Below are 14125 nucleotides of genomic sequence, written 5' to 3' on the forward strand. Positions count from 1 at the left end.
CGCCCCGACCGAGCGCACCGCCGCTGTCGAAGGCCCCACCACCGTCGAGGTCATGGCCGCATTCGCGGCCGTCCGCTTCCCGCACCTCACCGGCAACGCCGTCGAGGACGCCGAGGGCGTCCTCGCCGCACTCGACGACATCACCACGGACCTCGCCGCCGGTGGCGAGGTCGCACGACCCAACTGGCTCGGAGCGCTCTACCAGGGCATCCCGTACGAGCGCGAGTACATCGTCCTCGGCACCCTCGGCACCGCCATCAGCCTCGGCGGCAAGCAGGGCTACACCCTCCACTGTGGCAAGGCTGACGCACCCGTCAACCACCTCGGAGAGGAGTGGGCGGGCAACAAGACCGAGATCGCATCCGGCGTCGGCTTCACCAAGGGGCAGGTGTCCAGCCTCCTCAAGTGGGCCTTCGGTGCCGACATCGCCCGCGAGTTCTTCGACCTCCCCGGCGCGGAGGAGGCCATCGAAGCGTTCTTCCGGCTCGTGCTGGAGGACCACCTCATCTGGTCCGACACCAAGGCGCTGGAGACGTGGCGCACCGTCGCCGGTCTCCCCGTCGCGGCCAAGACCTACCCCGGCGTCGACGGCCACGACTACGGCTCCTCGCTCGGCATGGTCATCCAGGGCATCCTCGCGATCAAGGCCAAGAAGGCGGATGGCCGTCGCGACACGCCCACGTTCATCATCGCGAACGAACTCGCGTATGAGGAACTCATCTACACCCCGAAGGACCTGATCCCCGAGTTCGTCAACTTCACCGCCTCGACTGACTGGCAGGGCACCGGCGACGGCCTGGTCCTCGTCGTCGGAACGGCGTCGACGAGATACTCGACTACGCAGAGCGGCTGCACCTCGCGGTCGTATCCGTCGACTACCGGCTCGCACCGGAGCACCCTCACCCAGCGCCCGTGGAGGACTGCTTTACGGGCCTCCAGTGGGCCGCGGAGAACGCGGCCTCACTTGGGGTCCCAGACGGGAGGATCATCGTCGCAGGCGAGAGCGCCGGCGGCGGACTCGCGGCAGCCGCCACGCTCCTGGGCCGCGACCGCGGTCTCACCGGGCTCCTCGGGCAGTTGCTCATCGCACCGATGCTCGACCGCCGCAGCGCATCGCCGTCCATGCACCTGCTGCAGGGCGCCGGAATGTGGGACCGCGAGTCGAACATCTTCGGCTGGGCATCGCTGCTCGGAACGCTCGCGCCAGGCGACGTCCCAGCGTACGCGTCACCCGCCCTGGCGGAGGATCTCTCCGGCCTGCCGCCGACGTTCATCGACGTCGGCGGGGCCGACGCGTTCCGCGACGAGGCGATCGAGTACGCCGCGGGCATCAGCCGCGCCGGCGGCCTCGCCGACCTCCACGTCTGGGCAGGCGCTTACCACGGGTTCGACGGGATGGCTCCCACAGCCATCGTGTCGCGCACCGCACGCGCCACCCGCGAAGCCTGGCTCGACCGATTGCTCTCCGCTGCCGAAGCCGGGCAGCCGACGACCGACTCTGACACCAATACCGACGCTGAGGAGTGAACATGCCCACCTTCCCCGCCGACTTCCTCTGGGGCGCTGCGACCGCAGGACACCAGATCGAGGGGAACAACGTCCGATCCGACATCTGGGCGATGGAGCACGTTCAGCCGTCGCCGTTCGCCGAGCCATCGGGCGATGCCTGCGACAGCTACCACCGGTACGAGGAGGACATCCGCCTGCTCGCCGAGTCGGGGCTGAACACCTACCGGTTCAGCATCGAGTGGTCGCGCATCGAGCCCGAGCCCGGGCAATTTTCCCGCGCGGAGCTCGAGCACTACCGCCGGATGATCCTCGCCTGCCGGGCGCGGGACATCACTCCCGTCGTGACGCTCAACCACTTCACGACGCCCTCGTGGTTCGCGCGCCACGGGGCCTGGGGGCAGGCCGGCGCCGCCGGCTTGTTTGAGCGCTACGTCCGCTTCACCGTCGGGGCGCTGCGCGACGATGTCGACTGGTGGATCACCTTCAACGAGCCCAACGCGGGCGCGCTGCTGCTCGCGACCGGATCGCTTCCCCTCGGCGCCGCCGCGGATGAACTCGCCGAGGCACAGCGAGCGCTCATGACCCAGTTCGCCGCGAACGTCGGCGGCACGCCCGGAGTGGCGACCATGGCGATCCCGGTGCTCGCACCGGAGGCGGTCGAGAACGTCTTCACGGCCCACCGCCAGGCCCGCACCGCGATCAAGGAACTCGCGCCGGCCGCAAAAGTGGGCTGGTCGATCGCCGTGCACGACTTCCAAGCCGCCCCCGGCGGCGAGGCCCGTCGAGACGAGATCCTCGCCCAGGCGATCCACCCGTTCTGGGAAGCAGCCCGCGAGGACGACTTCGTCGGCGTGCAGACCTACACGCGCGAGGTCTACGGCCCGGACGGCCGCGTCGCCTCGGAGCCCACGGAGGACACCTTCCTGACCGGATGGGAGCACTACCCACCCGCGCTCGGCCACACGGTGGCCGCAGCCGCGGCCTACACGGGTGTGCCGGTGCTCGTCACAGAGAACGGGATGGCGACAGCCGACGACGAGGCGCGGATCCGGTACACCCGGGGTGCGCTGGAGGGGCTGACCGAAGCGATCGACGCCGGCGCGGAGGTGCTCGGCTACATCCACTGGACGCTCATCGACAACTGGGAGTGGCACTCCGGCTTCGCCATGACCTTCGGTCTCATCGCGGTCGACCGCGAGACGTTCGCGCGCACCCCGAAGCCGAGCCTCGCCTGGCTGGGGAGCGTCGCGACATCCCGCGGCGAAGCGTTGACGGAGAGCCTGAGCGCGGCGCCGCGCTCCTGACGAGGAGGCGGATCGATGCCTCTCGTACGATGGATCGGGCGGGCGATGATGTCGCCCGCCCGGCGGATGCGCCGTTCGCGCTTCGATGCCGTTCCCGCTCCCGAAGGGCGTGTCGTGTTCTTCGGCGACAGCATCACCGAGCAGGGACTGTGGGACGAATGGTTCCCCGAACTGAAGATTGCGAACCGCGGGGTCGGCGGGGAGACGGTCGCCGAAGTCACAGCGCGTGTCGATACCGCGATCAAGGGCGCCAGAGCGGTGTCGCTGCTCGTGGGCACCAACGACATCACCGGCTTCGGCGCGTCGCGCAAGGCAGCAGACATCGCGGACCAGTACGAGGTGCTGCTCGCCCGTATCCGCGATGTCGTGGCGGACGCTCCCGTCCTGCTCACGAGTGTCCTGCCCCGAGATCGCTTCTTCGCCGACCGCGTGCGCGCACTGAACGGCCGCATCGAGGCAATGGCCGACGCTTGGGGCATGACCTACGTCGACGCGTGGTCGCGGATGCACGGCAGGCGCGGCGAACTGCGCCCGGAGCTTACCCACGACCGCATCCACCTTACCGGCACCGGCTACCGGGAGTGGCTGACGGTGCTGCGTCCCGCGTTGGAACGCGCGCTCGCCGAGACCACGCCGCAGGAGGGGCGACGGTGAGTCAAACGCTGCGCATCGGCGTGCTCGGAGCCGCGAAGATCACGCGGTCGGCGTTGCTGCGTCCCGCAGAGGCGGTGCCCGGGGTGACGGTGGCGGCCGTCGCCGCACGTGACCCGGACCGAGCTGCCGACTACGCCCGGCGGCATCGGATACCGCGTGTCTTTGACACGTATGACCAGCTACTCGCGAGCGACGACGTCGATGCCGTGTACGTGCCGCTGCCGCCGTCGCTGCACGGCGCATGGACGATCGCGGCGATCCGCGCGGGCAAGCACGTGCTCGTCGAGAAGCCATTCACCGCGAACGGCGACGAGGCACAGGCGGTCGCCGACAAGGCTGCTGCGAGCGACGTCATCGTGATGGAAGCGTTTCACGCCCTGTACCACCCTCTTGCAGCACGACTGAGACAGATCGTCGCGGACGGTACGCTGGGGCGGATCAGGTCGGCGACGGCGGAGTTCTGTGCGCCGATCCCACCGGGCAAGGACATCCGCTGGAACGAGAGCCTCGGCGGCGGCGCGCTGATGGACCTCGGCTGCTACCCGCTGCGGATGCTGCAGTCGATTCTCGGCGGGCCAGCCGAGGTGCTCTCAGCGCAGGCCACCGCGCGCGGCGGCATCGACCGCACCATGCGCGCCACCTACCGTCTCCCGCTCGCGCCGCGCGCAGAGATCTTCGCGAGTTTGTGGTCGTGGCGGCTGTTCTCGTCGAAGCTCGTCCTGGTCGGCGAGCGGGCCAGCGCACGGGTCTCGTGGCCCTACCAGCCGCAGGCGGGGGCTGTGATCCGGATCTCCCCTGCCGGAGGCGCGGCATCCGGCAGCACCGTCGTCGAGCGCGTCGATCGCACACCGAGCTACACCCACCAGCTGCGTGCGTTTACCGACGCGATCCGGAGCGGCACGGCTCCCGCGTCGCCTCTGAGCGAGTCCGTCGCGATGATGCGCACGATCGATGCGACCTACGCGGCCTCCGGCCTCAGCCCTCGGACGGCCGGTTGAGATCCGGGGACGGCAGCCGATCGGTTCGTTCCGTCACCGCCACATCAACGTCTTATGAACATGTGTTGATCTGGTGGGCGCGTCGCATCCGGCGGCACCGAGATGCTGGTTAGCCTGGGTCGGATTGTCCGTCTTGGTGGTCGCATGGCGGGGCGTGCTCCCCAGAACACGAAGGAAGTAAGAACATGGACCTCGGTTCGCTGCTTGGTAGCCTCCTTGGCACCGTCACGTCGCTCCTCACCGGCCTCCTCGGCGGCCTTCTTGGCTGATCGGGTCGCGACCTGACGCCGCCCGTCCGGCGTCAGGATACGAAACGCTCCCCGCACGCAATGTGCGGGGAGCGTTTCGCTGCGGCGGCGCGAGGCCGCGGAGCGAATGGCGCTCGTGTCATTCCTCGACGGGTGTCTCCGTCCCGGTGGTGCGACGGCGTCGGCGCACCACGAGGAACGCGCCGGCTGCGACCAGCAACGACATGAATGCACCGGCGACGAGAGCGTTGTGGATGCCCGCGGCCGCCGCGGCCGCCGCGGTGGCTCCGGCCGCGGCCGCTTCCGCGGAACCCAGTGTCATGACCGTGACGTAGGTCGCGGTTCCGAGTGCCCCGCCGACCTGGTTGATGGTGTTGATTGCGGCCGAGCCGTGGGCGTGCAGCTGTGGGGTGAGCGATCCGAGCGAGGCTGAGAACAGGGGGGTGAACAGGCCACCGACACCCGCGCTCATCGTCATGTGCAGGGCGATGACGATCCACAGGGGTGTCTGCGTGTCGAGCGTCGTCATGCCCCACAGTGAGGCGCTGAACACGAGCCCACCTCCGATCAGCAGGGGGCGCGGCCCGATGCGGTCGTAGGCGGCGCCGACGGCCAGAGCGAGGATAGCGCTGACGAGCCCTCCCGGAAGCAGAGCGACGCCCGTCTGCAACGCGCTGTGGGCGAGCACGTTCTGCAGGTAGATCGGAAGCAGGATGACGACGCCGAACTGCGTGATCACGACCATTGTGAGCAGGACGAACGAACGCGTGAACAGGCCGTCGCGGAACACTCGCAGATCGAGAAGCGCTGCATCCCGCTTCTGCAGTCTGAGCTGTCGCGCCACGAACGCCGCCAGGGCGACGAGGCCGATCACGATCGGCACGGCCGGGTGTACGCCCGCGCTCCCCGCTTCGCCCATGTTGGCGAGGCCGTAGACGACGCCGCCGAAACCGATCGTGGACAGGACGACCGAGGTGAGATCGATCGATCCCTCCGTCCTCTCGCCGACATCGCGCACCGCGAACACCCCCGCGACGAGAGCGCCGAGCGCGAAGGGGAGGATTAGCCAGAACAGTCCGCGCCACCCGAGCGTGTCCAGGACGGCGCCGGCGGCGGTGGGGCCGAGGGCCGGGGCGGAGCTGACGACCACGGCAACCAACCCCATCATGGCGCCGCGACGCGAGGTGGGCACGATCGCGAGCGTCGTGGTCATGAGCAGCGGCATGACCATGGACGTGCCCGCGGCTTGTACCACTCGGCCCAGCAGCAGCATCTCGAAGCCGGGTGCGGTTGCGGCGATGAGCGTGCCGACGCTGAACAGGGCTATGGCGACGAGGAACACCCGGCGGGTGCCGAATCGCTGGAGGAGGAAGCCGGTCATCGGGATGAGGATGGCCATCGTGAGCATGTAGCCGGTCGTGAGCCATTGGCCGGTGACCGCCGAGATTGAGAGCGCGTCCATCAGACGAGGTAGCGCGACGCCCATCACCGTCTCGGTGAGGAAGACGACGAACGCGCTGGCGACGAGCACGCCGATGAGCGCTGCGCCGCCCGGCGGAAGAGGTTCGCGGACTGTGGGACGGGTGGCGGGCGCTGTGGTCATGGTGGTCATCCTTTCGAGGCGAGAAGGTGAGCCCGCATCGCTGAGGCACTCTATGTCAATATGGCAGTGGCTGTCACAATAACAGAAGAGGTGGGAACGTATGCTGAACGAAGGAGGAACGTGATGACGTCCAGTAGCTCTGCAGGTGTGCCCGATCTTCGTGAGCGACGCAGGCTGCAGACCTACGCGTCGATTAGCGATGTGGCGATCGAGCTCTTCGAACGCAGCGGCGTCGACGGGACGACGGTCGAGCAGATCGCCGATGCCGCCGGCGTCTCACCACGGACGTTCTTCCGCTACTTCCGCACGAAGGAGGACGCGGCGCTCACGTCCTACATTGCGTTCGCCGACCGCATCACGTCGTGGCTGGAGAACGAGACCGGTGAGGATCTCGTGGTCTCGCTGGAGTCCGCGATCGAACAGGCGATGGAACAGATCGATGCCGATGTGCAGGTGCGCGAACGGCTACTTCGTGTCCGGCGGCTGCTGGAGAGGGAGCCGGCGTTGCACTCCGCCGCTGCGCAGAGCGATGCGTCGTCGGTCGCCGAGTTCGCGCGGAGGCTGATGCGCAAGCCCCACTCGTCCCTGTCTGAGAGCGAGGCGCTGCTGATCAGTAGCCTCACCGTCACGATCGCCACGATCGCCATGCAGGAGTGGGCGGCGCACGTCGATGCCGGCGGTGCGGACTCGACGCTCGCCGCCGCGTATGCGCGTGTGCGTCGGAGTGCGCATCGCCACTTCGGTCGCGCCGGCTGACGCGGCCCCCGTAGTCCTGACTATGCGCGCTGCTGGCGCGGGATCACGACGCGCTCCAGGATGAGGAGGCCCGCGGCGGCGAGGGGCACCGCGACGAGTGCGCCTATGATGCCGCCGAGCGCCGCGCCCGCGAGCGCCGCGATGATGACGAGCGCGCCCGGCACGGCGACGGCCTGCGCCATCACACGTGGGGAGAGGATGTATGCCTCGATCTGCATGTAGGTGATCATGACGACCGCCACGACGAGGGCGGCCGTGGGGCTCGCTGTGAGCGTGACCAGGACAGCGACGGTCGAGCCGAGCACGGTGCCGACGACGGGGATCAGCGCTCCGATGAACGCGATCACGGCCAGGAGCGCGGGTGCGGGGCTGCCGACGAGCCCGGTGACCACGAACGTGAACGCGGCGTTGATGGCGGCCAAGCCCAGCTGACCGCCGACGTACCGACCGACGGACAGCAGGATCTCCTCGACGAGGGCCACGATCTCGTCGCGCCGCGAGCGTGGCAGCAGCTGGTAGGCCTTCGCCTTGACCCGAGGCAGGGTCGTGAAGAAGTACACGGTCAGGGCGGTGACGACAAGGATTCCCGTGACCCCGTCGACGATGCCGGTGCCGACCCGCATCAGCCCGCCGCCGATCGCCAAGAGCCGCTCCGGGTCGCCGATGATCGCGGTGATCTAAGCCAGCAGCCCGTCGAGGTCGATCGACGCGGGAGCCTGGCTGCTCAGCCAGGCGAACCACTCCTGCTGCGGCAGGGATTCGAAGAAGCGGATGAATCCGTCGACGGCGGTCGCGACCTGAGCCGTCGCCGTGGGAATCACAGCGGTCGTGGTGCCGGCGACGAGCGCGAGCGTGAGGATCGCGAGCAGCAGCGTCGCAATCCCGCGGCGCATCCCGTGCGCCACCGCGAACCGCAAGACGGGATCGGCGGCGACACTGAGGAACAACGCGATTCCGACATATGTCAGCACGGTGGCCAGCGTTGAGACGGCAGAGAGCAGGGCCATGCCGACGCCGACGCCGAGAGTTGCGACCAACGCGTACCAGAACGGCTTCTGCGGGAGCCCGGTGGTCCGTGCGTGCGCAGCGGGGCGAGGCCGTGAGAAGCGGCGAGCCTTCAGCGCCATCCGCGGTCTCGTTCGCAATCCCGGCCGGGTGATGTGACGATCCATTGTTCTCCGATTCTCACGCGGGTTATTGCCCGACAGTCGACAAGTGTTCATTATGGTGCGTGGGTGGCGCTATCGTCGATGTCACGATGGATCCTCGAATCGCGCGCAGCCGACGCGCCCTCCACTCGGCACTCCTGGCGATCGTCGAACGCGGCGAGGAGGCGTCGGTCAGCGCGATCTGCCGCGAGTCCGGGCTGAACCGCGGCACCTTCTATCTGCACTACGACGACATCGCCGAGTTGGTGCAGGATGTCGCGCGATCGCTTGTGAAGGACGTCGTCGGCCCCTGGCAGTCCCTCATCGACACCGCCGAGTTCGAGCCAGCCGAATTCGAGGCGAAGTCCACAGCCTTCATTGGTGCATATCTCGAGCATGTGCGCGAGAACCGGGCCTTCTACTCCTGGGTGCTAGGGCCGCAGGGATCTTGGGCGGCAGTGAAGGGTCTTCTCGACGAGTTCGCGGCCGCGATCGTAGCTGGCCTGTCCCGATCTGCCCCTGATGGCGCGGAGCGACTGGAGGAGCAGGATGCCTGGATCGCGGATCTGCTGGCGGGATCTCTGTTCGGCGTCGTCGTCCGGTGGGCGACCGCGCCCCCGCGCGCAGGCGCCGCGGCGGTCGCCGCGTGGCTCTGGGCGGAGATGACGGTGCATCCCGTCGGCCGGTTCCCGTCGAGCTCGTGACGATCGCTCATCGTTGGGGCAGGGCGCTCCCAGGTCACTAATAGGCATGTGTTCATAAACTTGCCTGACCCGACAGTCTCGACGTCAGGCAGGAGAACGCCATGCCGCCCACCGCATCATCGATCAGGCGCACGCGTCCTGCCTCCGAGGCGTCCGCGAGCCACGGCGCTCTGCTCAAGCAGGTGCGCGACGCGGGTCTGCTGCGGCGCGCGCCCCTCTTCTACGGGCTGCTCACGGCGGGGCTCGCCGTGGCGCTCGTCGCGGTGCTCGCCGGGCTGGCGCTCGCCGGCAGTGTGTGGGTGCAGCTGATCTACGCGGCCCTGCTCGGGGTGATCATGACGCAGTTCGCGTTCCTCGGTCATGAGGCCTCCCATCGGCAGGTCTTCCAGTCGAAGCGGGCGAATGACGCGTTCGGCCGGTTCCTTGCGACCTTCGTCGTCGGCATCTCCTACTCGTGGTGGATGAACAAGCACACCCGCCATCACGCGAACCCGAACAGGATCGGCTTCGACCCGGACATCGAGCCCGACACGATCGTCTTCCAGCCGGAGCACGCGAAGGGGAAGGGGCGTTTCTACTCGTGGTTCCTGAGGCGGCAGGGCACGCTGTTCTTCCCGATGCTGCTCTTGGAAGGCGTGAACCTGCACGTCCAGGGCGTGCGATACCTGCTCGATCGACGCACCACGATCCCCGGACGCGAGCGTGAGGTCGCCCTGCTGGTCGCACGGCTCATCACCCTGCCGGCCTTCGTCTTCGCCGTCACGAGCCCGGGTGCCGCCCTGGCGGTGCTGGCCGTGCAGACCGGTGTCTTCGGGGTCTACATGGGGGCGTCGTTCGCCCCGAACCACAAGGGGATGCCGCAGGTGCCGTCCGAGCTGAAACTGTCGTTCCTGCACAAGCAGGTGCTGACCTCGCGCAATATCGAGGGGCCGGGCATGACGGCGCTGCTGGGAGGGCTGAACTACCAGGTCGAGCATCACCTGTTCCCGAACATGGCGCGTCCGCACCTCGCGCAGGCCTCACGGATCGTCAAGGACTACTGCCACACGCATGGCATCCCCTACACCGCTGTCTCGCTGCTCTCGTCGTACCGCACGGTCATCCGCCACCTGAACCAGGTGGGGTGCCCTGACCGCGACATCTTCGAGTGCCCCATGGTGACGGCCTACGCGCGGCGATGACGCGCGCCCAAATGGAGTGAAAGGAACAAGGCATGACTGAACGCACACGGGTCTTCCTCACGGGCGCCGCCGGCAACTGGGGACGCCGAGTCCTCGATGAGTTCCGGGAGCGCGCCGACCGCTTCGAGGTCGTCGCGCTCGTCCTGCCGGCTCCCAAGGACATGGCGTCGATCCGCGAGTACGAGGACATGCCCAACCTCGAGGTCGTCTTCGGCGACATGACCGACTATGCGACGGTGGAGCGCTGCGTGCGCGGCGCCGACTTCGTGCTGCACGTCGGCGCTGCCGTCTCTCCGGCCGTGGACGACCATCCGGGGCTCGCGACGCGGGTGAACGTCGGCAGCATGGACGTCATCATCCGCGCGGTCAAGGCGCAGCCGGATCCGTCGCGGATCAGCGTCGTCGGCATCGGTTCGGTCGCGGAGCTCGGCGATCGAAATCCTCCGCACCACTGGGGGCGAGTCGGCGACCCACTGCGAGTCGCCGTGTTCGACGAGTACGGCCAGAGCAAGATCGTCGCCGAGAAGGCCCTCGTCGACTCCGGCCTACCCAAGTGGGCGTGGCTACGGCAGACGGGGATCTTCCACCCGGGCGTCCTCGAGATCCGCGACCCGATCATGACCCACTCGCCGTTCGCGGGGGTCATGGAGTGGGCGTCGGTCGAGGACTCCGCTCGGCTTCTCGCGAACCTCTGCGAGCCGGAGGTGCCCGAGGAGTTCTGGGGCGAGGTGTACAACATCGGCGGCGGCGAGGACTGGCGGCTGACCAACTGGGAGCTGCAGACGCGGATGACCGGAGCGCTGGGAGTGAAAGACGTGCGCCGCTGGTACGACCGCAACTGGTTCGCCACGCAGAACTTCCACGGCTTCTGGTATACCGACTCTGACCGGCTGCACGAGCTCGTCCCCTTCCGTCAGGACACCTTCGATGCGGCGCTGACGCGGGCGGTGAAGGCCAACCCGGGGCTGAAGATCGCGGGCCTGGTGCCGCCCGCGATCGTCAAGAACCTCATCATGAAGCCGCTCACCCTCAAGCATCGCGGCACCATGGCCTACCTGCGCGACGACGAGCGCGCCGGCATCGACGCGTTCTTCGGTTCGCGCGAGAACTGGGAGGCGATCGGAACGTGGGACACCTTCTGGCCGCCGCATCCCGATCTCACGCCGCACAAGCTCGACCTCGGCTGGGACGAGAGCAAGCCACGCGACACGTGGGATGCGGATGTCTACAAGGAGGTCGCCGACTTCCGCGGTGGCCGGCTTCTGTCCGAGGACGTCGCGACCGGTGACATCGCGACGCCGCTGGAGTGGACGTGCGCCGCGGGACATCGCTTCACGGGAAGCCCCCGGTTGATCCTCGTGGCCGGTCACTGGTGCCCCACGTGCGTGCTCGAGTCCGATCGGTACCGCGAGCAGGCGGAATCGAACCCCTTCCTGGCACAGATCGACGGCAGGTCGTGACCATGTCCCAGTGCGGCTCGTCGCGGCCATGAGGCGCCGATCATGGCGGCTTCTGCAGCGCGAGGCCGGCGGAAGCAAACCGCCGAGAGCGGAGGATCGGCCCAGCGTCTCCGGGCAGAGCATGACGCCGGGTCACGAGGTACCGCCGGGGGTGGCGATCGCGTCAGCGTGGTCGTGGCGGTTCCTCGTGATCGCGGGCGCCGTCGCCGTGCTCGTGGCGCTTGTCGTGTGTCTCCGCCTGCTCGTCGTCCCCGTCCTGCTCGCCACTCTCCTCGCAGCGCTTCTGATCCCGTTCCGGGACTTCCTCGTCGCCCACCGCGTTCCGCGCTGGGCCGCGATCGTTATCGCCGAGGTCGGGCTCATCCTGGCAGTCTCGGCACTGCTATACCTCGTCGTCACGCAGGTCGTCTCCGGCCTCTCAGGTGTGGAGGAGCGGCTCGGCCGCGCCACGCAGGCGGTCACGGAGTTCCTCGCGGGGGCGCCCTTCCACTTGTCCGCGGATGACGTCGCCGAGTCGCTGGAGCGTGTCATCGCATTTATTCAGGAGAACAGCTCGGCGCTGATCTCGGGCGTGACGTCCGCTGGTTCGAGCATCGCTCACTTCGCCGCGGGGCTGCTGCTGACGCTGTTCACCTCACTTGTGCTGCTCATCGACGGGCGAGGGATCTGGGCGTGGATCGTGCGCCTGTTCCCGCGCGCGGCACGCGACAGCGCAGACGGTGCCGGCCGGGCTGGATGGCGCACGCTCACGGCATACGCGAAGGCACAGATCCTCGTCGCCACGATCGACGCCGTCGGCATCGGGATCGGCGCCGCGATCCTCGGTGTGCCGTTCGCCCTGCCCATCGCGGTGCTGGTCTTCCTGGGCTCGTTCATCCCGATCATTGGCGCGGTGGTGACCGGGGCGATCGCCACGCTCATCGCCCTCGTCTACAACGGATGGGTCGTTGCGCTGATCATGCTCGGCATCGTCCTGCTCGTCCAGCAGATCGAGAGCCATGTGCTGCAGCCGCTCATCATGGGCAAGGCGGTCCGCGTGCATCCGCTCGCCGTCGTCCTCGGCGTGTTCGGAGGCTCGATTGCCGGCGGCGTCTTCGGTGCGCTCTTCGCCGTGCCGCTCATCGCGGTGAGCAACACCGTGGTGCGTCATGTCGCCCAAGGAAGAGAGTTCGCGGCTGGTCACCCCGCGGCGTCCGGCGCGTAGGAGCGCACGCTCACGGTGAGTGGAAACCCCTATGTCCCCAAGGTTGGCAGAATCCTCATGTTGGCGGTCACCAGACCCGGGCTGGAGCTCCGATGGACGACTCTGTGATGATCCGCACGCTGCGGGACGAGCGGTCGGTGCACCGCGCGGTGCGCGGCCGGGCACGAGCCATGGACGAGCGCGGCTGGACGGGGTTGACGGCGATCCTGGATGCCGCGGTGGAGGCCGACTTCGGCACCGGCCGGGTCAGCGGCAGCGGGGTCGTCGTCGCGACGATCCGCGGTTACTTCGACAACTGCGGGCCCACGCAGCATCTGCTGGGCAACGTGATCGTTGACGTCGCTGGGGGACACGGCACGCAGCCGCGCGTACATCCGCGACATGCACCTGAACGCGGACGTGGATGCGGACGTCCGGTTCTACGCCCTCGGCGAGTATCAGGACACATGGCGGCAGGCGGCGGACGGTTCGTGGCGCCTCACGGAGCGGATCAAGACCGACCGCGGATACGCAGCACTCTCGACGTCTTCGTGCCGGCGGACGCGCAGGACTGAATTGGCCAGACTGATCAATTTACTCAGACACACCGCTGGACAGGTGTGACCGCTTACCACCAGGTACTTACCGGGGTTCGCACTTCCAGGCTAGTTCGAGCCATCCCGATAGAATTCGAGCGTGCGCGAGGAGCATCTGTTCGGTATCCACCTGTACCCAGCGACGGTGAGATTGGACACCGCACCCGGGGCTCGTGAGATCGGCACTGTTCACGGCGGCGAGTTCATGATCACGGAGGACCGTGACGGCACGACATCGGTGCGAGACGTTGCAACGGGCCATTGTTACCCGCTCAACCGTGACCGGAAGGCCACCGAGGGATTCTTGGAGGCTTTCGCGGAGTATCTGAGTTCCGGACCGGCCGTTCCGTCGCCAGTGACGATGACGGCTGAGCAGGCTGCGCAGCGTCTTCGGGCTTTCCAAGAAGGGCAGATCCGTCCTCCCTCCTTCTCGCCGGGCAGCGGACTCTCTCACCGCGCACGGCTGAAAAAGCTCCGAAAGCGGCTACGTGCTATCGATCGCGCCGCAAGCGGGCCCAGCTCATGGTGGAGCGGCCTCATCGACGAGGCAGAGAACGACTTACTCTGAGCGGCGTCAAAGGCGAGATAGTGCGTGGCCAGATCACGGGAGCGCTGAGGGCGATCCCGGCGCGGCGTTTGCGGACGGACGCGTCAGTTCGCGTTGCTGCACCGCGTCAATGAACCGCCGCGGCAGGTCCTCGTCGTCGTCACTTGCCGACATCAGGCGCATCGAGACCGTCACACCGGACAGATGAACCGCGCCATGTCGGATCGCGTACGA

Annotated in this window: 15 protein-coding genes; 11 read left to right on the forward strand and 4 right to left on the reverse strand. The window is 68.0% G+C overall.

Annotation, left to right across the window (positions count from 1 at the left end):
- The coding region (locus ACI3KS_RS17025) for a hypothetical protein (protein ID WP_404919724.1) at positions 1 to 595 on the reverse strand (595 nt) is incomplete at its 3' end.
- Positions 596 to 828: 233 nt separating this feature from the next.
- Here ACI3KS_RS17025 and ACI3KS_RS17030 point away from each other — a divergent pair.
- From ACI3KS_RS17030 to ACI3KS_RS17045, 4 genes are read left to right on the forward strand one after another with little or no spacing between them, the layout of a single operon-like run.
- Positions 829 to 1527 (forward strand): alpha/beta hydrolase fold domain-containing protein, encoded by a 699-nt coding sequence (locus ACI3KS_RS17030; protein WP_404919754.1) that lies wholly within the window; start codon positions 829 to 831, stop codon positions 1525 to 1527.
- Between the two features lie 2 nt (positions 1528 to 1529).
- The gene (locus ACI3KS_RS17035; protein ID WP_404919725.1) at positions 1530 to 2813 is read left to right on the forward strand and encodes a glycoside hydrolase family 1 protein; all 1284 of its coding nucleotides are present in this window, start codon (positions 1530 to 1532) and stop codon (positions 2811 to 2813) included.
- 15 nt (positions 2814 to 2828) lie between these two features.
- The gene (locus ACI3KS_RS17040) at positions 2829 to 3467 is read left to right on the forward strand and encodes a GDSL-type esterase/lipase family protein (RefSeq protein ID WP_404919726.1); all 639 of its coding nucleotides are present in this window, start codon (positions 2829 to 2831) and stop codon (positions 3465 to 3467) included.
- Complete coding sequence (locus ACI3KS_RS17045; RefSeq protein WP_404919727.1) at positions 3464 to 4465, forward strand: Gfo/Idh/MocA family protein; 1002 nt, start codon at positions 3464 to 3466, stop codon at positions 4463 to 4465. The genes ACI3KS_RS17040 and ACI3KS_RS17045 overlap by 4 nt, the downstream gene beginning before the upstream one ends.
- A gap of 387 nt (positions 4466 to 4852) precedes the next feature.
- Here ACI3KS_RS17045 and ACI3KS_RS17050 read toward each other — a convergent pair whose 3' ends face one another.
- Positions 4853 to 6316, reverse strand: a complete 1464-nt coding sequence (locus tag ACI3KS_RS17050) for an MDR family MFS transporter (protein ID WP_404919728.1) — start codon at positions 6314 to 6316, stop codon at positions 4853 to 4855.
- A gap of 123 nt (positions 6317 to 6439) precedes the next feature.
- Here ACI3KS_RS17050 and ACI3KS_RS17055 point away from each other — a divergent pair, with 123 nt between their 5' ends.
- The gene (locus tag ACI3KS_RS17055; protein ID WP_404919729.1) at positions 6440 to 7072 is read left to right on the forward strand and encodes a TetR family transcriptional regulator; all 633 of its coding nucleotides are present in this window, start codon (positions 6440 to 6442) and stop codon (positions 7070 to 7072) included.
- Positions 7073 to 7092: 20 nt separating this feature from the next.
- Here the strand turns inward: ACI3KS_RS17055 and ACI3KS_RS17060 are convergent, their stop codons facing one another.
- Positions 7093 to 7716: an AI-2E family transporter gene (locus tag ACI3KS_RS17060; RefSeq protein WP_404919730.1), complete on the reverse strand. Its 624-nt coding sequence runs from the start codon at positions 7714 to 7716 to the stop codon at positions 7093 to 7095.
- Positions 7717 to 7749: 33 nt separating this feature from the next.
- Entirely contained in the window at positions 7750 to 8199 is a 450-nt protein-coding gene (locus ACI3KS_RS17065; RefSeq protein ID WP_404919731.1) for a hypothetical protein, read from the reverse strand.
- A gap of 131 nt (positions 8200 to 8330) precedes the next feature.
- On the opposite strand from ACI3KS_RS17065, the gene ACI3KS_RS17070 reads away from it, so the two are divergent.
- The 6 genes from ACI3KS_RS17070 (at position 8331) to ACI3KS_RS17095 (ending at position 13912) form a co-directional block, all read left to right on the forward strand.
- Positions 8331 to 8924: a TetR/AcrR family transcriptional regulator gene (locus tag ACI3KS_RS17070; RefSeq protein WP_404919732.1), complete on the forward strand. Its 594-nt coding sequence runs from the start codon at positions 8331 to 8333 to the stop codon at positions 8922 to 8924.
- A 101-nt stretch (positions 8925 to 9025) separates the two neighbouring features.
- Complete coding sequence (locus tag ACI3KS_RS17075; RefSeq protein WP_404919733.1) at positions 9026 to 10105, forward strand: fatty acid desaturase family protein; 1080 nt, start codon at positions 9026 to 9028, stop codon at positions 10103 to 10105.
- Positions 10106 to 10137: 32 nt separating this feature from the next.
- Positions 10138 to 11565: an NAD-dependent epimerase/dehydratase family protein gene (locus ACI3KS_RS17080; RefSeq protein ID WP_404919734.1), complete on the forward strand. Its 1428-nt coding sequence runs from the start codon at positions 10138 to 10140 to the stop codon at positions 11563 to 11565.
- A 151-nt stretch (positions 11566 to 11716) separates the two neighbouring features.
- Entirely contained in the window at positions 11717 to 12769 is a 1053-nt protein-coding gene (locus tag ACI3KS_RS17085; RefSeq protein WP_404919735.1) for an AI-2E family transporter, read from the forward strand.
- A gap of 92 nt (positions 12770 to 12861) precedes the next feature.
- A complete protein-coding gene (locus ACI3KS_RS17090) occupies positions 12862 to 13323 on the forward strand; it encodes a nuclear transport factor 2 family protein (RefSeq protein WP_404919736.1) in 462 nt (153 codons plus the stop codon).
- Between the two features lie 121 nt (positions 13324 to 13444).
- On the forward strand, positions 13445 to 13912 hold the full coding sequence (locus ACI3KS_RS17095) for a hypothetical protein (RefSeq protein WP_404919737.1): 468 nt from the start codon (positions 13445 to 13447) through the stop codon (positions 13910 to 13912).
- Positions 13913 to 14125: the final 213 nt, after the last annotated feature.

The sequence above is a fragment of the Microbacterium sp. ZW T5_45 genome, assembly GCF_044987415.1.
In the GTDB taxonomy this organism is placed as follows: domain Bacteria; phylum Actinomycetota; class Actinomycetes; order Actinomycetales; family Microbacteriaceae; genus Microbacterium.